Annotated in this window: 16 protein-coding genes; 13 read left to right on the top strand and 3 right to left on the bottom strand. The window is 44.8% G+C overall.

Annotated elements, in window-relative coordinates; translation table 11 throughout:
- Positions 1–64 precede the first annotated feature (64 nt).
- Positions 65–595, bottom strand: a complete 531-nt coding sequence (locus QE390_RS02540; protein WP_106635231.1) for a ferritin — start codon at positions 593–595, stop codon at positions 65–67.
- A 243-nt stretch (positions 596–838) separates the two neighbouring features.
- Complete coding sequence (locus QE390_RS02535; RefSeq protein WP_307140966.1) at positions 839–1,189, bottom strand: hypothetical protein; 351 nt, start codon at positions 1,187–1,189, stop codon at positions 839–841.
- Positions 1,190–1,497: 308 nt separating this feature from the next.
- Here QE390_RS02535 and QE390_RS02530 point away from each other — a divergent pair, with 308 nt between their 5' ends.
- The 12 genes from QE390_RS02530 (at position 1,498) to QE390_RS02475 (ending at position 17,439) form a co-directional block, all read left to right on the top strand.
- Entirely contained in the window at positions 1,498–3,879 is a 2,382-nt protein-coding gene (locus QE390_RS02530) for a TonB-dependent receptor (protein ID WP_307140965.1), read from the top strand.
- A 237-nt stretch (positions 3,880–4,116) separates the two neighbouring features.
- Positions 4,117–5,469: a hypothetical protein gene (locus QE390_RS02525; protein ID WP_307140964.1), complete on the top strand. Its 1,353-nt coding sequence runs from the start codon at positions 4,117–4,119 to the stop codon at positions 5,467–5,469.
- Positions 5,469–5,894 (top strand): hypothetical protein, encoded by a 426-nt coding sequence (locus QE390_RS02520; protein WP_307140963.1) that lies wholly within the window; start codon positions 5,469–5,471, stop codon positions 5,892–5,894. Before QE390_RS02525 ends, QE390_RS02520 begins: the two co-directional genes overlap by 1 nt.
- Positions 5,895–6,086: 192 nt before the next feature.
- Entirely contained in the window at positions 6,087–7,625 is a 1,539-nt protein-coding gene (locus QE390_RS02515) for a hypothetical protein (protein WP_307140962.1), read from the top strand.
- A gap of 98 nt (positions 7,626–7,723) precedes the next feature.
- On the top strand, positions 7,724–11,278 hold the full coding sequence (locus QE390_RS02510; protein WP_307140961.1) for a cell division protein FtsA: 3,555 nt from the start codon (positions 7,724–7,726) through the stop codon (positions 11,276–11,278).
- A 166-nt stretch (positions 11,279–11,444) separates the two neighbouring features.
- Positions 11,445–12,773, top strand: coding sequence for a hypothetical protein (locus QE390_RS02505; protein WP_307140960.1), 1,329 nt, complete (start codon positions 11,445–11,447; stop codon positions 12,771–12,773).
- 102 nt (positions 12,774–12,875) lie between these two features.
- Entirely contained in the window at positions 12,876–14,471 is a 1,596-nt protein-coding gene (locus QE390_RS02500) for a hypothetical protein (RefSeq protein ID WP_307140959.1), read from the top strand.
- 31 nt (positions 14,472–14,502) lie between these two features.
- The gene (locus QE390_RS02495) at positions 14,503–14,736 is read left to right on the top strand and encodes a DUF433 domain-containing protein (protein ID WP_106635241.1); all 234 of its coding nucleotides are present in this window, start codon (positions 14,503–14,505) and stop codon (positions 14,734–14,736) included.
- On the top strand, positions 14,733–15,080 hold the full coding sequence (locus tag QE390_RS02490; RefSeq protein ID WP_307140958.1) for a DUF5615 family PIN-like protein: 348 nt from the start codon (positions 14,733–14,735) through the stop codon (positions 15,078–15,080). The genes QE390_RS02495 and QE390_RS02490 overlap by 4 nt, the downstream gene beginning before the upstream one ends.
- Positions 15,081–15,116: 36 nt before the next feature.
- Positions 15,117–15,761 (top strand): hypothetical protein, encoded by a 645-nt coding sequence (locus QE390_RS02485; RefSeq protein WP_232793553.1) that lies wholly within the window; start codon positions 15,117–15,119, stop codon positions 15,759–15,761.
- A gap of 162 nt (positions 15,762–15,923) precedes the next feature.
- Positions 15,924–16,727 (top strand): 4-(cytidine 5'-diphospho)-2-C-methyl-D-erythritol kinase, encoded by an 804-nt coding sequence (gene ispE, locus QE390_RS02480; RefSeq protein WP_307140957.1) that lies wholly within the window; start codon positions 15,924–15,926, stop codon positions 16,725–16,727.
- A gap of 64 nt (positions 16,728–16,791) precedes the next feature.
- Positions 16,792–17,439 carry a cytochrome c oxidase subunit 3 gene (locus QE390_RS02475; protein WP_232793554.1) on the top strand — a complete coding sequence of 216 codons (648 nt, stop codon included), beginning with the start codon at positions 16,792–16,794 and terminating at the stop codon, positions 17,437–17,439.
- A gap of 40 nt (positions 17,440–17,479) precedes the next feature.
- On the opposite strand, the gene QE390_RS02470 is transcribed toward QE390_RS02475, so the two are convergent.
- The gene (locus QE390_RS02470) at positions 17,480–17,986 is read right to left on the bottom strand and encodes a GNAT family N-acetyltransferase (protein WP_307140956.1); all 507 of its coding nucleotides are present in this window, start codon (positions 17,984–17,986) and stop codon (positions 17,480–17,482) included.
- 126 nt (positions 17,987–18,112) lie between these two features.
- Here QE390_RS02470 and QE390_RS02465 point away from each other — a divergent pair, with 126 nt between their 5' ends.
- On the top strand, positions 18,113–19,186 hold the full coding sequence (locus QE390_RS02465; protein WP_307140955.1) for an alkene reductase: 1,074 nt from the start codon (positions 18,113–18,115) through the stop codon (positions 19,184–19,186).
- Positions 19,187–19,506 lie beyond the last annotated feature (320 nt).

The following is a 19,506-nucleotide window of genomic DNA, read 5'->3' as shown; positions in this document are numbered from 1 at the left end:
GAATTTTGCCAGATTTATACAAAAAAAGCCCGCACTTGCGGGCTTTTCCAGGAGATAAAAAGGACTATTCTACGTCAAGATGAGTGATTTTGTACACGTAACGGTCGATTTGGAAGCGACCCGTGCCTTCTTCGCCAATAACGTCGAAGAGTTCCAGGGCACGACGAGCGTTGATTTCTTCTTCTACTTGTTCTTTCACAAACCACTGTAAGAAGTTCTCTGTTGCGTAATCTTCAACCCGGCGGCAAAGGGTAACCAGACGGTTGATGGAATGCGTAACGTTGATTTCGCTTTGCAGAGCCGCTTCGAAAATGCTACGGAACGAAGGGTAATCGTGAGGAACGGGTCCTACTTCTGGTGAATAAGCCATTACGCCTTGGTCTGCCAGATAGTGGAAAATCTTTAACATGTGCTCACGCTCTTCTTCAGCTTGTTTGTAGAAGTATTTCGCAGAGTACAGGTAACCATTTACTTCACACCATGAAGCCATGGCCAAATATTTTGAAGAAGCCTCAGCTTCCATTTTTACTTGTGCATTTAATGCTAATTCAACTTCCTCTTTTAATGAGGTACGGAGGCGTTGCAAATCTTTCATGGGTACTTTATTATGTTTCTAATGAGATAGTTCAAAAAAGTATGCTCGTTGCTATGGTCTTGTGCTTTTTTAAGAAGTGTGCAAGACTTTCTACACCACAAAAGTAGGGGTGCAAGGACAGAAAGCAATACTAACTAGTTGAAAAAGAGTAATTTAGAAAGAATCTCATTATAAAACTAAATAAGGCCCGATTGAATGAATCCAATCGGGCCTTATCTTAAAAGCAGGTATGTCTTTCGGGCTTTAGGAAGCGTAGGTATACAAAGCTTCGTGAAGCATAGAGTTTAAATCTAAAGCAAACTGAGTGCCTGAAAGTAAGTCACGTAACTGAACCAGATCACAGAGCGTCAACACTAATTGCTGATTGGATTTGGGAGCTTCGATTACTTCGAAATCATAGGCATCATCCAGATTGAAAATCATGTCGTGCAGATTCACGCGGTCTACTTTACGACGGAACGAGATAAAATCAAGGTAACGAAAAGCGATAACCTGTTTTCCAAAAGTTAAAATAATCCGATTGGTCAAATCACATTGTTGCGTAAAGCCTTTAGCCGTACGGTACAGTTCATGAAGGGTAAAAGAATCTTTCAAGGAAGTACTGATTTAATCGTGCGTGAAAATCTTCTACAAAGATAGGTCACAAATCCTGATCAGAACAAATTATTTAGATTGAATAAAAATTATTTCAAAATTATTTGGATTGAATCTAAATAATGTACTTCCTTTGTGGTGTCTAAGATGGACTAATGGTTAGGGGACAGCTTTTACATCTTAAGCACTCCATCGTTTTTTTGCTCGTTGTTATTAGGAAAAAGCCTTCGCTCTGCGAGGGCTTTTTTTATGAAGGCCCCTTGGTTGCCCTCTTTCTTTCTTAATCATCTAGCGATTTTATAGATCCCATGAACAACAACTACCTTTTGTCTTTAATGCTGTTGCTATGCAGTACGGGACTTTGGGCACAATCTGGCCGCATTCAGGGTGTAATTACCAGTTCGGATGGAAAACCTTCAGAGCAGGTAACGGTCACCATTAAAGGTCGTTCCAACGGAGTTACTACGGACGAGTCAGGGCGTTATGCCTTCGAAAAAATAAAAGTAGGTACGTATACGCTCAGGGTTAGTTTTATCGGCTTAAAGACGCAGGAACGTCAGGTGGAAGTTCGTGAAAACGAAACCACGCAGGCCGACTTTACCCTGCAAGAAACGTCGGAGCAATTGCAGGAGGTAATCGTCACGGCTGCTAACAAATACGGTAAAAAGGAGAGTGAATTTGTGGCTCGTCTTCCCATCAAAAACCTGGAAAACCCGCAGGTCTATTCCACGATTTCGAAAGAGTTACTAAAGGAGCAGGTCATTACCAACTTTGATGACGCTTTGAAAAATGCTCCCGGTATTGACAAGCTCTGGACTTCAACCGGACGTGGGGGAGATGGTGCGGCGTATTTTACCATGCGTGGCTTTACCCTTCAGGCTAGCATGATTAACGGAATTGCGGGTTTGTCGAACGGTGGGCTGGACCCTGCCAATATCGAACGGATTGAACTCATCAAAGGTCCTTCGAGTACGCTTTTCGGCGGAAGCCTGGTTAATTTTGGCGGATTAATCAATATGGTTACCAAAAAACCTTACGAAACGAAAGGCGGTGAAATTACGTATACCGGCGGGAGTTTTGGTTTGAACCGTCTCACGGCTGATATTAACACTCCTCTCACAGATAAGGTATTATTCCGTTTCAACGGAGCCTATCACTATGAAGGAAGCTTCCAGGATGCTGGTTTTAAACGTACGGGTTTTGTTGCTCCCTCAATTATTTATAAAGCTTCTGATCGCCTGACTTTCCACCTGAATACTGAATTATATACATCGGAAGCTACCAATCCTCTGATGGTATTTCTAAATCGTTCACGTCAACTAATTGCCAGAACTCCTCAGGAATTAAATATTGACTGGAATCGCTCATTCACTGCTAACGATATTACCGTTAAGACGCCGACGCTTAACGTCTATGGTCAGATGAACTATAAATTGTCGGATCAGTGGACTTCCCAAACGAATGTTTCCAGGAGTGTTCGCCGTTCGGTTGGTGTGTATTCTTACGTAATGTTCCTGGATGCAACGAGAGTTCCAACGGATACGCTGTTGAGTCGTTACGTGGGTGATCAGAATTCTACGAGCACAACCACGGATATTCAGCAAAACTTCATTGGTGATTTCAAGATTGGAAGCCTGAGAAATCGTCTGGTCGCTGGTTTGGATTACCTGAACGTGAAGTCAAATAATTATTCATCTTATGTTTTATTTGACAACGTGAATAGCGTTCGGGTGAATGATCCTCGTTACGGGCGTCTGACCCGCTCGGCTGTCGATGCAAAACTGGCTACCGGAACTCCTTCCAGAAGTACTACGGATGCCTCTACCTACAGCGTATATGCCTCCGACGTATTAAACATTACGGATCAGTTACTGGTCATGGCGAGTCTGCGTTTTGATCACTTTGATAATAAAGGAAGCTATAATGTAAGCACCGGAGTTACCTCAGGAGCCTATACCCAAAACGCCATTTCCCCTAAACTAGGGGTGATTTATCAAATTCTGAAAGATCGCCTCTCCGTTTTTGGTAACTACATGAATGGCTTTCGTAATGTGGGCAATACCACTCAGCCCGACGGAACAGTGAGTGTATTCAAACCTCAGCAGGCGAATCAGTGGGAAGGTGGTTTGAAAATGGAGATTTTGAAAGGCAAACTATCAGGTAATGTGAGCTACTATGACATCTACGTAACTAACGTAACTCGCCCGGATCCTGATCGTGTAAGCTATACGATTCAGGACGGTAACGTTTCTAGCAAAGGGGTTGAGGTAGATATTACGGCAAACCTATTGCCCGGACTGAATCTTATTACGGGTTATAGTCACAATGATAGCAAAAACGAGAAAACTGATGCTGGAAGTGTGGGGCGAAGACCTGTAGGAGCAGGCCCCGCCGATCTGGTAAATGCTTGGATTAGTTACAGCCCCACAAAAGGAGCTTTGAAAGGTTTTGGGATTGGGGTAGGCGGTAACTACGCCGGAAAAAATAGAATAACCAATTCTGCGGCAACGGGTGTTTTCACAATCCCTGCGTATACGGTTCTGAATGCTTCTCTGTTCTACAATACGCCTGCGTTCCGTTTTGCATTGAAGGCTGATAACTTTACAAACCAGCAATATTGGAGAGGCTGGACGACGGTTGAAGTACAGAAACCTGCCAGCGTTTCGGCTAGCATTGCTTTTAAATACTAGGCTACTTTTTTCGGACAGAAAAAACTTCCTGAATAAATATAATACCTATCTTAAAAACCCTGCCCGACTAGGCGGGGTTTTACTTTATATTAGCCATCCATACGGGTTTTTGTTCGCTCAAATGGCTTTTATGCGAGTTAGGCATCAATTCAGTTGTACTTTCATAAAATTCCGAACAAGTTCGCGTCGTTCTCTAGTTCGGGAGTTTAGAAACCCTCCACAAGCATTTTGAAATCTATGCGTATTCTCTGGTTACGAACCTTCTATTTTTCAGCATTATCAGCTTCGGTACTTTTATTAACCCAGTGCAATAACGACGGTGGTCGTAAAAGGGGGAATCAAGGGGTCGAATCTGACCCTGTTACCGAAACAGCGTCAGTGACGGAAGCTCCGGCTGATAAACCCGCCCCTAAAAACTTAAAAGCCAAGTTATACCTCGAAGCCAGTGGCAGCATGTTTCCTTACGATGCGGCGGGTAGTACGGGTGAATTTGACGAAGCTTTACAGGATTTATTAACGCCTTTCGAAGCCCAGAAACCCGGCTCGACGGAATTGTTCGTGGTAAATGATAACGTGTACCCCATGGGCGTTAACTTCCAGCAGTTAGTAGAACAGCCGAATGTTTTTACGCTGGCAAAAGACAAAGGCGATTCTCGCCACACCGACTTTAGTCTGATTTTCAAGACCATTCTTTCGGATTTGAAAGAAGGAGAAGTAGGCGTATTATTCTCGGATCTGATTTATTCGACGGAATCAACGGCGGCTCAGTCTTCCGCTAAAATTCTGGCGGATGTCGAGACCTTAATGCAAACGACTTTTGCCGGAAAAACGAAAGATAAATCGTTATTGATCCTGAAGTTAAGCGGAGCCTTCAAAGGAACTTATTACCCGCACAACGGGGGTGGCAAGTCTTACAATGGTTCTCGTCCGTATTACATCGCTTTGATGGCGAATAATGCTACGATGAAAGCCTTACTGTCGGATGAAAAGTTTGAGTCTTTAGCCCGTTTCAAAGACCTTCCCGGCTTTGATTCGTTTCATTACTTCACCAGTGCAAGCGATAATGTTCCTTTCTATACCATTCTGTTGAAAGATGCCGAACAGGCCGGACAGTTTGAGCAAAGTCGTCAGGAACGAAAAGAAAGCAAAGAGGCTATTCACACGATTGAAAATATTGAGGCCGACCGCAAAACTCGCGGCTTAACCCTGGCCGTTGGCGTTGATCTGGGCGGTTTTTATCTACCTGATTCCTATAAAACAGACCCTAAGTCGTACGAAATAGAATCAGATGAAGGGTTTAAAATTCAGAGAATCGTAGCCGAAAAGGGCCCGGAAGGGTACACGCACAAGTTTTTACTAACTACCGCAGAACCACAGGGTGGGGGAAAACGGGAAATTACGCTCCGACTGAAACGCAAGTTTCCACCCAGCTGGATTACCCAAACCACTACGCAGGATGATAGTAACCCTAAGTCGGATGATTTCTCGGAAAAGACTTTTGGAATCCTGAACTTTACCCGGGGCATCGAGAAAGCCTATAACCCTCAGCAAGCCAATACCTACTTTACGATTACGCTCAATCTACACTAATGGAAAATCTGCTTTACGACTTTTACGCTCTCTTTACCGAACGCTCGCTTCTAGATGATTTGTATGACGAGCATTTGTTAACCTCCCTGACTACCACCCTGGTGGTGTTTGTGCTGATTGGGATTGGAGCTTATTACTTTGGCATGAACAAAGTTCGTTATGCCAAAGCATCGACCTGGTTACTCGTTTTGGGTAGCAGTGCGGTATTAACCATGATTGTAGCGATTGTTACCTGCTCCCAGAAAGCAGATCAGGAAATTCCCCGCCGCAAAGGCCATCCCGAACTGGGACGCTACTTTGACCAGGGCGGAAGTGTCTTTTTTGGCTTTGGGTTTGAAATGTTTTTACTGGCCGTCGTACTCTTTTTCGTACTATCACTAGCCGTAAAAAACCTAAGCACCAACAACCGAAAAATTCCATTTTAGAGTTTAATGTTTTGCGTTTGGGGTTTTGAGTTTAGGGTTTTGCTAAATAAGTTAAATTACAAATCCAGAACCACTATCATAGGATAGCTTAACACAAAATCACTACAACAGGAACGAGTAAAGAGTTTGGTTCGAAGTGTTACGAGGTATATTAACTCAAAACCCCAAACTCAAAACGACAAAAGAACTCCTATGTCTCGACTTTTTTTATTTGCGATTGGCGGTACTGGAGCTCGGGTGGTCAAGTCGTTGACTTACCTGCTGGCTTCAGGGGTAAAACTCCGCAATACCACGCAGGTGGTTCCCATTTTGATGGACCCACACGCTGAAAATAAAGACCTGAAACGAACGAAAGAAATTCTGAATTATTACCAGAATGTTCGTTCCTCGCTCCAGAATCCTCCGGCTGCGGGATTGTTCGGCACGGATATACAAACCCTGAAACGTCAGTTACCCAGTGCGGCCATTTCCGATTCGTTTCAGTATGAACTGAAGGGCGTAAGCGATGAAAAATACGGCAACTACATCGGTTACGACTCGCTCGATGAAGCGAACGAAGCCTTGGCCGGATTGCTTTTCTCCAGAGAGCAACTCGATACCAAAATGGATATTGGCTTTGTCGGTAATCCTAACATCGGGTCGGTAGTATTGAATCAGTTTCGGGAATCTGAAGAGTTCAAAGCTTTTGTAAGTTCGTACAAGAAAGAGGATAAAGTCTTTATCGTCAGTTCTATTTTCGGCGGAACGGGAGCTTCAGGGTTTCCCCTGATCCTGAAAAACATTCGGGGATATGGCGGGTCGGATGCTAAAGACGTTCGCGAAGCCCGGATTGGAGCCGTGTCGGTACAGCCTTATTTTGACGTGTATTCGGCGGGTGCTCAGGATAAAGCGATTGATAATGCTACGTTTATTTCAAAAACCAAAGCGGCTCTGGGGTATTACCAGAATAGTCTTTCCAACAAGGAATACCCGAAACTGAACGCCCTGTATTACATCGCTGAAAGTTACCGCAGTCCTAATGAGTATGATCCCGGAGCGGGTGGGCAGCAAAACGATGCTCATTATGTGGAAATGATCTCGGCTTTATCGATTGTCGATTTTTGCGAACATACCAGTGAGATGGAGTGTACCGTTCGGGACGGACAGATCATTGCCCGGAACCCTCGCTACGCCGAATTTGGACTCAACACCAGCAACTCCCGACTCAACTTCACGGATTTCGTGGATCGGTCCCGGCAGGTTTTTGCCCAGCCTTTAACCAAGCTGGCCATTTTAAGTCAATACCTGAAAACCCGCGTCGAACGGGATAGCATTCTGGGTAGTAACAGTGCTCCTTGGACGAGTAAGGAAGCTCCGAAAATTGGTTCTGATTTTAAGCAAACGAAGTTCTACCGGAATCTGCACGATTTCAATGAAAACTTCCGGGCGTGGTTATCGGAAATGAATGATCAGGATCGGAATATCTTCAATAAGCGAACCTTCAGACCTTTTAATCTGGCGACGGAAGATCTGGGTAAATTTATACCAGGCTTTGAGCGAACGAAGAAAAACTTTATTGGTAAGACCGTTGATGTTCAGATTGAAATGAACAAGGGTGATTTTGATGAGTATCTCAATGCCGAATCGAAAGGAAAAACCTTTGTTACGGCAGAAGATAAATTCCTGAGTCTGATGAATACCTGCACGGAGCAGTTCGTGCAAAAAGAATACCCACAACTAGCCGCTAATTAACAGAGCCGCTTTTTCGCGGGTAGCCCAGGGTTTTGATTCAGGAAAACCCCGCTAGTTGTTGCACGAAAATAGATTGAGACTTCAATTTGAAAGAAGCTATGGCTGATCAGTCACTTAAACGCGAACTTAACCTGCATGATCGTTCGGCTTCGGTCGATGGTCACTGGTTTGTGTCGCAACCTTATACTACGGATTTAATCGAAGCCATTGAAGACAAAGCCAAGGGCGATACCGAGAAAGATCCGACGTCGATTCCCAGTCCATTCGCTCGTTTCGATCTGGTAAAATCGGCCTTTCGTAATTTGATTTTATACAGCGATCTCAAGGGTTCACTGAATGACGAACGTCTGGTTTCGGCTTGTTTTGACGTGGGAGAAATTTTCTTCAATTTCGATAAATTCAAGTCGCCCAAAGGCCCGCTTCGCATCATTACCTGGGATCGGGAGCAGGCTCTTCGAACCTTACAAAATGGTTCACGTAACCATCAGCGGTTAGGTGCGGCTCTGGATTTATACCTGCGGGAAGATGCCGCCAGTTATAACTTCACGGGTTTACGCAAGCTCTTTATTCTGCAATACCAAAGCCGCGAAGGAACGGGGGTAATCGGAGGAACTTCTCCAGCTACACTCTTTTTCAACGCTCCTAATCACCTGGAATTTGTGAACATTCATTTCGGTAATCACCGGGTGTTTGATCGCAATAATCCCGTTCCTCTGCATGATCGGGACGTTGAATATCAGGTGTTTTGGCATGGATTGAAACGCTTTATGCCGGGTTTCCGGGAAATGTATCCAGAAGTTTCAGAATACCTGAGCCGTAGTCTGGAATTACTGCACGCCCGCGATTACGAAACCTGGCAACGCATTGGAGCCAATGGTCAGAACCTACGGGAAGAGGCCTGGAACGCCGATTTTCCTGAACTGGAATTCGATACTAATTCCATTGTTGAATTTGCTTCGTTGTCTTCAGGGCCAGCGTTCAAAATGCGGAAAGCCGCGTCGGGACCAGAAGTTATTCAAGGCTTAAGCCATTTCCTGATCAGCCCGACCGAGGAACTCGACGAATACGGGGTTCGTAAACAGCGGTATACCGATCGGCCTGCTCCGATGGTGTTATCGAAAGACTTTTTCGAACCTATTCCTTATACCCGAATCCCGTGGCGGGATTCGATTGAGGTGAAACATTATGTACCGGAAGACTGGCGAACCAATCAACGGCAGTTACCCGGACAGGCAGATTTTTATCCGTACCTGACTACCAGCGATTTCCTGGAGCCCCATTTGATTCGTCTGGTGTATCCTATTAACTCGCAACGCTTTTTCGACGGCGGTTTACGACACGTTCAGAAAAGTTATTTATTACCTCTGAAACCCGATTTCTTCGAGTTTTTCTCGGCTCAGGATTTAATGCGGGGTGGGGAAGTAAGCATTCAGATGGAAGAGCGGGCCGGAGGTTCGGTGCGGGTTACGCTTCAGATTCCGTTAGGTAAATGGGATGCCTCTCAGCAGAAAGTAATTTCTACGGGTCGTTTCCTGAAGCTTTCGCGGATGTATTACGATGATCCGACCAAAACGCCGAGTGAAGAGAAAAACGAAGGGGTTATTGCGGAACATCAGTTTGGATTAACGGTATTCCCTTTTGTGAAAATGAAGCGGGTAACCATGCCGAACTTCAAACCGATGTACCGGGTACATCTGGTGGATCGCGATGTATCGGCTCAAAGCTTCAAAAACGAGTATAAACTAAGTTTTTACGACGAAAAAAATAAGCTGATTCCGGTTCCTCAAAATCGGATTCGTCCGCGTAGTCAGAAGGATTTGAATAAGGGGGCAAAGTCAGAAATTCAGGTGATTGAATCTGATTTTGAGCGGATAACCGTGGAAGTAGCCGGACATCGGGGCGTTATATTACCGAAGTTTGAAGTGCGGGAAATGAAGGATACCTTCTTCCGCTTTGCCGTTGACTTTGGGACTACCAACACACACGTAGAGTTCACCACTTCGGAAGATTTTCAGCCCCGGCCCTTTACTATCGACGATGACGTTCAAATCGCTACCCTCATTGATCCCGGCAGTACGGAGGCTCTGAATAGCCTAAGGGCCAACGACATTACGGAGCTGGTTCCGCAGGAGCTGATACCCGAGCATTTGGGCGATGCGTATTTATGTAAATTCCCGCAACGCACGGCTCTGATTGAAAACCGACCTAATTTCTCAGGTGAAAATCTGTATGGCTTTGGGGACTTTAATATTGGATTCCTGTACGAAAAACGGAATATTCCGAAGGACGATTACACGGTTTCAACGAACCTGAAATGGTCGGATTTTAGCAAAAACATCAAGGCTCAGAAGCGGATTGAAGGCTTCCTGCAATCACTGTTATTACTCATCCGTAATAAGGTTCTGATTAACGGTGGTAACCTGGCTCATACGGAATTACTCTGGTTTTATCCGTTGAGTATGCTTGAAAATCAGCGTAATTACTTCGAAGGTCTTTGGAACAAGCTCTATGCCGAAACCATTACGCAGGAGCGAATGCCACGAAAAGTGCCTGAAAGTATTGCTCCTTTTTACTGGTACAGTCGGGGCGGCGGAAGTAGCCAATCCATTGATTCTAACATTTACCCCACGGCCCTGATTGACATCGGAGGGGGTACGGCAGACGTGGTAGTTTTTGAGAAAAATCAGCCTAATGTGCTGACGTCGGTACGTTTTGCGGGTAATGCGGTGTTCGGCGACGGTTTTGCCCGGGACGGAGCAGCGGCCCGAAATGGATATGTCAAAAAGTATGATCCTGAAGTAACCGCCCATCTGTCCGCTAACTTTAGCAACCTGGGGGCGGCATATAAGGCAATCAAGGATAATAACCGTTCGGAAGATATTGTAGCGTTTTATTTCTCGTTGAAAAACAATCGTGATTTAAGCGAAAGAGCGGCTTATGATTTCAACGACCGTCTGGCGAACGACTCTGATCTGAAGATTGTGCCGCTGGTGTTTTACACGGCTCAGATTTATCACCTGGCCCGATTAATGAAAGCTAAAGGCAAAGACATGCCCCGGTACATTGCTTTCAGCGGAACGGGTTCCAAGATCCTGGATATTCTGACGCCTCGAAATGTAGCACTGTCTGATCTGGCCATGTTAATCTTCGAGAAAGTGTACGGACAGCCGTACCACGCCGATGGGCTGGACATTGTTCGGGAGCGTAATTCTCCCAAAGAATCGACCTGTAAAGGAGGTCTCAAAATGCCGGGCTTAAGCTTTATCCGCGAAGATGACGGACGATTGGAAGCGGATATGGATAAGATTAAAACGGTATTGCTCGGTACTAAAGAAGATCGCTTGATTGTGAGAGGAGATACGTATCAGAAGATTGATAATGAGGTATTGCAAGGCGTAGCCGATGAGGTTCGGGAATTCGTTGAAATGCTCTTTGGCCTTGAATTCTCCTTCAGTGGAAAATTTGGGGTAAATGAGGGCCGACTTGAACAATACAAGAGCACGTTGTTAAGAAATCTTCTGCAAAATGTACACAGTGGCTGGGAGATGCGACGCGAAGGACTGGAAAACCCTAACACTCCGATTGAAGAAACGCTCTTCTTCTATCCGCTGGTTGGGGCCCTGAACCAGCTCGCCTGGGAAGCTGCCAATTAATGTAGTTTGCCGTTTTCTGTTTACCGTTTGGAAGTTAACCACAGAGTTTCACGGAGTTTTACACGGAGTAACTCTGAGGAATACTTTGTGAAACTCTGTGGTTAATATATTCCTTTACACAAATCATAATAGAAAACTAAACGAACAACCTCAATTCTTAGAAAATATGCGTCGATTATTGTTATTAACCTTGGCTTTGTGCTACACGACCTTAGCCTTTGCCCAAACCCCTCTGGCTACTCAGAAAGATATATTTAAGGAAGCAGGAGGTAAAAATACAACGGCCACGTACGGTGAATTTCACAAAAAGTTGAGTACTTTCTTTAATGGAAGTAAAGCATTACCCAATGTCTCTGGCCTGCTTGATCAACTGAAACCCTACCTGCAAAAGCCTCTGGATGATCAGGATAAACTTAAAGTGGAGAAAATTCTGAACGATCTGGAAAACCTGACGGAAAAAGATGCCAAGGGCCAGAAGGTGTCTATTTTACAAACGCGGGTGGCTCTGGGCAGTTTTGTCGAAAACCTGCGGAACAATCTGGATGGGCAGGATGCCATGATGGACAGTGATACTACTTTATCCGACGGAACGGAAGTAATGCCTGATACGGCGGCCCATGCGGCCCTCGATGGAGTTCCTTTCATTGTAAGTAAATCCCAGGACTCGCCCTGGGTTTGGTGGATTGTTTCAGGCGTGAGCATTCTGGCCGCTATTGGATTGGGCTATCTCTATTGGGATGAGAAGAAAAAACGTGACCATCTGGAGCGGCAAATGCTGAATACTTCCAGTCAGGCCAGCCAGAGCTTCGTAAAAATGCAGCAACTGGAAAAACAGGTTCCACAGTTAATTTCCAAGATCAAAGAATATGAAAAGGCCCTGGCCGAATACGACCGGGCTTTGAAAGAAAGTCAGGAAAGAGGCGAAAACGAACGGAAACGCTGGTTGCAGGAAGTACAGAATCTTCAGGCCGCTATGACACCGCCGCCGATTCATCCTACACCCACACCGCCTGCCTTTACATCGGTGCCGCCGGTTTCACCCGTGCCTCCGGTTGTGGAAAAACAATCCGAAGAAATACCGCCAGTGATAGAGCCTCAACAGGAGCCTTTGCCTGACGAAGATCCAACGCTGGAAGAAACATGGGCAGAAGATGTGCGTAAAGAGCCGGAAGCCTTTTATCTTTCTACTCCGAATAAAGATGGTTCGTTCCGGGATGTCAGAAGCGTTCAGTTTGACCCTTCTCAATCTTTGTATCACGTTCGCATCACAAGTCCTTATAACGCAGAGTTTGAATTTGTGAACGATCCTGCCTTGGTCAGTGAAGCTCTACGGTATCCCGAAACGTTTCTGGACCCGGTTTGTGAGTACGGCGGAGGCATTGAATTCGGAGCCCGTAATATTACTACAATCCAGAAAGGGAAATTAGTCAAAACCGACTTCGATTCCGATCGCTGGGAACTACAACATAAAGCAATCATTCGCTTTGAAAATTAGAGGCGTTTAGGGTTTTGAGTTGGGTGTTTAGGTTTGATGATCTATAAGATTCACTCCTCGAACAAAAACTCAAAACCCTCAACGCTAAACTCAAAACTCATCATGGTTCAAATTATTGAAATCGTTATTATTCTGGGAATTCTGGCGGCTCAGGGCTGGGTCTGGCAGAATACACGGGGGAAGATTAAACGATTTCGTGAGTTAATACCCGAAGGCTCCGCTTTTACGTTACGACGGTTTCGGGTTTTACGTCAGGATTTAGAACAACTTTCTACGCGTGAAGTACTGACGCAAATTGATAGCCTTTCCCAACGGACGCAGGTAACCAGTCTGCAACTCGAAGAATTGACCCGTCGGGAAGATCAGTTAGTGGTTTTATTATCGAAAGAGCTACATGACGTGATGCGTCAGGAGGCGGAAGAGGAGCTACGGCAAATTCGGGAAGACATCTGGAATTTTAAGACCATGCATCCGAGCCGTGAAACCATTGAAGTGCCTTTGATTCTTTCCAAGGATAAGTCAGCAGGCATCAGCAAGATTTTGGAGAGCATGAATACCTACCTCATTCGAAACCGAACTTCACTGGCAGATTTTAACCTTTTGCGTGACATCACAGATCGAAACCTGGATGCTGAAGAGGAGGGAATCAGCCTGACCATGCCCATTCCGCTTTACCTGGGTCTGATGGGAACAATGGCCGGGATTGTCATTGGTTTGTTTGCCATGCCCAACGTAGGTTCCGCGAGTTTTCTGGATGGCGATGGACTGAATAACCTGATTGGCGGTGTGAAAATTGCAATGCTGGCGAGCTTGGTAGGTTTGTTGTTAACGGTATTGAATAACTGGTCTTTCCGGGATGCGAAATCTACACTGGAAGCTCAGAAACAGACGTTTTTCTCTTTTCTGCAAACGGAATTATTACCTATTTTATCGGAAGGCGTTAATACCGGTATTTTCACGACGCTGAACCGAAGTATCCAGGAGTTCAGTACGTCCTTCCGGGACAATGTACAAGAACTAAGTGGCATGGTCGACAAAAACCATGCATCGCTCATGGCTCAGCAAAAAGCTCTGGATATGTTACAACAGGTAGACCTGAATCGGGTAGCGAGCTTTAATGTGCAAGTATTGAGTCAACTGGATCAAAGTTTGAGTGCCCTTGAAAAATTTGGGTATTACCTCAATCAGTTGAACGGACTGGTGGATAATACGCAAAAAATTGTGGAGCGGACGCAGAATGTAGAAGACATATCCGTTCAGATTTCCAAATCATTACAACAATCTCAGGATTTATATCTGTATCTGACGAGCCATTTTAAACACCTCGATCAGCACGGCCAGGCCTTCAACAACAAAGTAGGGCAATACGATGATTTGATTGATCAGAGTTTGAAATCGCTGGATCGCACCATTCACAGCCAGTTGAAAAGCATTGAGGATATTAAAATCCGGGAGATTAATGCGACGGATGAATACTTCAGTCAAAACCGCGATAAACTTAGCAAGCTGGATTATCTGGAGTTACTGGAACGAAATGCTACCGATTATCAACGCAAAGATTCCATTCGTCAGGAGCAGATCCAACAGCAACTGGAATCCCTGGGTCGCCAGCAGGCTCAGACGTTACAACTGCTGGAGCGGATGGCTAAACGTCTGGAAAAAGGAACGTGGGGACGAATGTTTTCGGCTAAAAGTTAAGTAAGGTTGTAAAGCTAAAACTTTAATACACATGGTAAATTATAGAGATTATATCGTATCTGATCATCAGATAATGTTAGGAAAACCCATAATAAAAGGAACACGTTTAACAGTTGAGCTCATTCTACGTAAACTAGCTCAGGGAGCGAGTACTGCTGATTTGCTAAAGATGTATCCTGGATTATCTGAAGAGAGAATTCAGGCAGTATTGCTATATGCTGCCGAGCTTTTAGCTAATGAAGAATTATTAACATCTGCTGCATGATACTAGCAGATGAAAATATTGATCATAACCTGATAGAAGCTCTTCGATCAGTGGGCATTGAAGTAATGTCCATATATGAAGAGTTTAGAGGCATTTCAGATTATTCAATTATTGAAATATCTAGAAATCCGTCTCGTATTATACTAACTGAAGATAAAGATTTTGGAGAATGGGTATTTGCTCATCAGGTAAAAGATATTTCCGTTGTATTACTACGCTATGAGTTAAGGGAAACAGAAGCTATTAAAAAAATTATCATTCAGATTTTAAGTGATAGAGCGAACGAACTGTTTGGAAAATTCACTACCATAACTGCTCATAAAATCAGAATTCGCCCTTTATAAGTACAATCACTCGTAGTAAGTAATAGTTTATTTTTCGTGAAAACCAAACATCCCGACTTCTTCTGGCCTAGTTATACGGACTTAATGACGAGTCTCTTTTTCGTCATGCTGGTGCTGTATGTGCTGACGGTGGCGATCCTGAAATCCAAAGAACGGGGTTATTTGAGCGACGCTCTGAAATACCAGCGAATTCAAACCATTGAGCGGGCCTTGCAGGAGCTAAACGGTACGTATTTCAAGTACGACGAGAATAACAAACGCTTTCGCCTGGGAGTAGACGTCAATTTCCGCCCTAATAAAGCCGATATGGAGGAACTGGATTCCCGTACTCGTCGGGAGTTACTGGAAGCCGGAAGGGTATTATTCGGTAAAATTAAAAAGGTCGCGAGGGAAAACCCTGATGTTAGTTACATGGTGGTAGTAGAGGGGAATGCCCAGCGAGCCAACGATAACTGGCAAAGTGCTTTTGGCCGACAAAATGGCTACGAGTTGAGTTACCGAAGAGCTCTGGCTCTGGTGGATTTCTGGAAACGGAACGGAATTAATTTCGACCAGTTTAAAAATTGTGAAGTATTAATTGTAGGCAGTGGCCACTTTGGAAAATCACGTGATCCACGGAACGAAAATGCGAACCGTCGGTTTACCATACAAATCACCTCCAAAGTCGGTAAGTCCCTATGAAAATCTATTACCTTTCGCTGCTGTTACTCGCAGGATTAACCAGTTGTGCGGGCTGTTCAAAAACGGGTAACCACCGTCATCGGCCCGATTCGACCCAGCGGAATTAATGCTCCAGAACCTCATTGGAGGGCTCGGGGGCTAACGCCGCTAATCGTCTTTACCATGATTTCATTCCCAAACGCAAAAATTAATTTAGGCTTATACATCACCGAAAAACGGCCTGATCGGTTTCATAATCTGGAATCTGTATTCGTGCCCGTGGGCTGGACAGATGTATTGGAAATCCTTCCCGCAGAAGAAACCAGTTTTCGTAGTTCGGGCATTCCCATTCCCGGTGATGCTTCTACTAATCTGTGTCTGAAGGCCTACGAAAGCCTGAAAAAAGACTTTTCGTTACTGCCCGTATGGATTCATCTCCATAAAGTAGTACCCATCGGAGCGGGTCTGGGAGGAGGTTCCTCGGATGCTGCCTTTACGCTTAAAATGTTGAATGAGCTTTTTGACTTAAAGCTTACAAATGATCAGCTAGAGGCTTATGCTCGCCCTTTAGGGAGCGATTGTGCCTTTTTTATTCGAAATGAAGCAAAATTCTGCTCTGGTAAAGGAGACAAATTCTCGGAAATCATGCTTAATTTAGCTGAAAAGTCAATTATTCTGATTTATCCGAATATTCATAGTTCAACGGCGGAAGCCTATGCCGGCGTTACCCCAAAGGCAGCTCCAACCGACTGGCAAGCAATTTTGCAACAATCCGTTGATACCTGGAAAGACGTGATTCATAATGATTTTGAAACGTCCTTATTTCCTCTATATCCAACCCTGGAACAACTTAAGCAACAGCTTTACGAAGCGGGGGCTAGCTATGCAAGTATGTCTGGATCAGGTTCAACGGTATTCGGTATTTTTGACAATGATATTCCAGACGGTCTGGGAATGGGTTATACCTGCTGGAAAGGAAAGTTGTAAGACATTACCACTGAATGATTCTTTATTTTTCAAGAGGGAATTTGCATAAAACCGCCAGCTGCCCATGAAAGACGAGAAAAAACAACTAAAAGCCAAAGACGGTAAACGTTCAAATGATTCGATGAATTGGCTTACCAAACGAAGAGAACCCATGGGATTTATGCTCCGTCTGTCAATGATGGGGAGCGTACTATTCTTTCTCTTTATTATTATTGCCTATATGCTTCGCCGTCATGGCGACGAACAGTGGAGCGAGGTAACCTTGCCTCGTATTTTCTGGTTTTCAACCACCGTTATATTAACCAGTAGCCTGACTTTACATTCGGCGGTGAAAGCTTTCCAGAAAGAACATTTTCTCAATTACCGAATTATGCTCGGGCTGACGCTGGCTTTGGGAATCGCATTTGTCGTTTTTCAGATCATTGGCTGGCGACAAATGTTCGTTCGGAATACGTCGATTCAGGATAATGTAGCAGAGGGATTTATTTATATTATCTCTGGGTTACACGTATTACACATTCTGGGTGGATTGTTTTTTATGCTTCGTAATTTCATACAGGCCATTCGTAACCACAAGTATCTGGATTCTTACGTGTATAGCGTTAATCCTCCCAATCAGTTAAAAATCCGGCTGATGACTTACTACTGGCATTTTGTCGATGTCCTCTGGATATTGCTGTTTGCTTTTATGGTTTACAATCACCGACGATAATAGAAAAGGTCCGCTTCCCAAAGCGGACCTTTTTCATAAATCAGGGTCTTAAAAGGGCATAGATATGTTCATCACACACCTTTTTATTTTTGATAACTGCTTGCTTTAAAATGGCTTCTTTCTGAAAGCCTGCTTTTTCCAGCACTCGCATGGAAGGTTCGTTATAAGCCAGCACGCCAGCCCATAACCGACGAGCGTTGGGAGCAATAATCCATACCTGTTCGATCCATTGTTGTAACGCCTGGGTCATGATTCCTTTTCCCCAGAAAGGCTCGCCGAGCCAGTACCCCACCTCTACGCTAATGCGGTGAATGTCATTACCCACCGCCGCTCCGATACAACTCGCCAGTTTTCCATTGACAACGATGGCCTGATTGGTGTGAGGCTTTTTCTTACTGGTAGCAAATTCAATCCAGGCACGGGCGTCGTCGAGGGTATAGGGAGAAGGAAAGATATCCCGAACATTTTTAAAAATACGGGGATTATCCGCCAGTTTAGCCAATTGTACTTCATCTTCAGCAAGAAAAGATCGGATACAAACATCCATAAACTTAGATTCAAAAAGTAGAGCTTATATAGTGGATAGTAACTCATGCGATTTAGAAAAGATCAGGCATTTCCCGAGTAGCTGGCTTAACTTTTTTTTGAGAAAAGTAATCTAGAACTCATCCATATGCCCGAATCGCAACTCTTTTCTACAGCTCAGTTAGGAGCAATTGAACTTTCCAACCGAATCGTGATGTCACCTATGACGCGTAGTCGGGCAACGGTTGACCATGTCCCGACGGAAGCGATGGCCGTCTATTATGCTCAGCGGGCTTCGGCAGGATTAATCATTACGGAAGGAACGGGTCCTTCAATCAACGGAACCGGTTATGCCAGAATTCCGGGGATTTGGAATGAAGAGCAAATTCTGGCTTGGCGAACGGTTACGGAAGCAGTACACGACCGGGGTGGTAAGATCTTCCTTCAGCTCATGCACACGGGTCGGGCTTCGCACGCCCTGAACATGCCGGAAGGTGGATTGATTGTAGCCCCTTCGGCGATTCAGGCAAAGGGGAGTATTCAAACCGACCAGGAAGGATTACAGGCATTTGCGGTCCCCAACGAAATGACGGAAGGGGAAATTCAGGATGCCATTAAAGAATTTGTACAGGCGGCCACTAATGCCATTACCGCTGGTTTTGACGGTGTCGAATTGCACGGAGCCAACGGGTATCTGATTGAGGAATTCATCCGTCCCAGCAGTAATAAACGAACAGATGCGTACGGGGGAAGTACGGAAAATTACGCTCGTTTTTTACTGGAAGTAGCGAAAGAAATAGCGGAGGTTATTGGCAAAGATCGGTTAGGGGTAAAGTTATCGCCTTATGGGGAAGGCAATGACATGCCTTACGACCAGTCTTATGACGAGATCTATAAATACCTGGCTGACCAGTTAACGGAACACGTTACGTACGTTCATCTCATTAGTAAAGGAGAAGAAACACAGGCCTTAGAAAGCTATTTTCGTCAGCACTTCAACGGAACCCTGATTCTTAACGGAGGGTATACCAAAGAAAAGGCGGAAGAGGATATAGCGAAAAACAACACCGACCTGATTTCCTTTGGGCAGTTATTCATCGCCAATCCTGATTTACCGGAACGTTTCCTGCAAAATGCTCCGCTAGCCGAGGCTGATCCGACTACTTTTTACACCCCCGGTGAAAAAGGCTATACCGATTACCCCAAGATGGACGAGGAGTAATAATCGATCAAATGAATTGACAATAGGAATCATGCCGATTTTTGCTTAAGTCTGCTTAGACCGCTATCCCTATTTTTAGTTCATTTTAGTCTTTTCAGCCAGAGAATACCTCCAAACTTAGGGAGTATCTTAACTACTAAGTTCAGGAGGTATTCTCGTTTGATAAGCCTTCCTGAAATTCAAAATGACGCTTGGTTTCCCGCAGTCGCTCGGCTCTGGCCGAGTGACTACCTGGCTCTAGGCCTCTGGCCGGTAGAGTTCGAAATAGTAGAAGGCCAGAGAACAACTTTTCCCAACCAAACAGGCCTACCAGACCACCT

It is taken from the genome of Siphonobacter sp. SORGH_AS_1065 (genome assembly GCF_030818595.1).
In the GTDB taxonomy this organism is placed as follows: Bacteria; Bacteroidota; Bacteroidia; order Cytophagales; family Spirosomataceae; genus Siphonobacter.
The sequence above is the reverse complement of the archived record's forward strand: the minus strand, read 5'-3'. Positions and strand labels throughout refer to the sequence as shown.

Bases quoted from the DNA above. Each gene is read 5' to 3' on its own strand.
- QE390_RS02540 (WP_106635231.1), bottom strand. From the start codon at position 595: ATGAAAGATTTGCAACGCCTCCGTACCTCATTAAAAGAGGAAGTTGAA.
- QE390_RS02530 (WP_307140965.1), top strand. From the start codon at position 1,498: ATGAACAACAACTACCTTTTGTCTTTAATGCTGTTGCTATGCAGTACG.
- QE390_RS02525 (WP_307140964.1), top strand. From the start codon at position 4,117: ATGCGTATTCTCTGGTTACGAACCTTCTATTTTTCAGCATTATCAGCT.
- QE390_RS02520 (WP_307140963.1), top strand. From the start codon at position 5,469: ATGGAAAATCTGCTTTACGACTTTTACGCTCTCTTTACCGAACGCTCG.
- QE390_RS02515 (WP_307140962.1), top strand. From the start codon at position 6,087: ATGTCTCGACTTTTTTTATTTGCGATTGGCGGTACTGGAGCTCGGGTG.
- QE390_RS02510 (WP_307140961.1), top strand. From the start codon at position 7,724: ATGGCTGATCAGTCACTTAAACGCGAACTTAACCTGCATGATCGTTCG.
- QE390_RS02505 (WP_307140960.1), top strand. From the start codon at position 11,445: ATGCGTCGATTATTGTTATTAACCTTGGCTTTGTGCTACACGACCTTA.
- QE390_RS02500 (WP_307140959.1), top strand. From the start codon at position 12,876: ATGGTTCAAATTATTGAAATCGTTATTATTCTGGGAATTCTGGCGGCT.
- QE390_RS02495 (WP_106635241.1), top strand. From the start codon at position 14,503: ATGGTAAATTATAGAGATTATATCGTATCTGATCATCAGATAATGTTA.
- QE390_RS02490 (WP_307140958.1), top strand. From the start codon at position 14,733: ATGATACTAGCAGATGAAAATATTGATCATAACCTGATAGAAGCTCTT.
- ispE (WP_307140957.1), top strand. From the start codon at position 15,924: ATGATTTCATTCCCAAACGCAAAAATTAATTTAGGCTTATACATCACC.
- QE390_RS02475 (WP_232793554.1), top strand. From the start codon at position 16,792: ATGAAAGACGAGAAAAAACAACTAAAAGCCAAAGACGGTAAACGTTCA.
- QE390_RS02470 (WP_307140956.1), bottom strand. From the start codon at position 17,986: ATGGATGTTTGTATCCGATCTTTTCTTGCTGAAGATGAAGTACAATTG.
- QE390_RS02465 (WP_307140955.1), top strand. From the start codon at position 18,113: ATGCCCGAATCGCAACTCTTTTCTACAGCTCAGTTAGGAGCAATTGAA.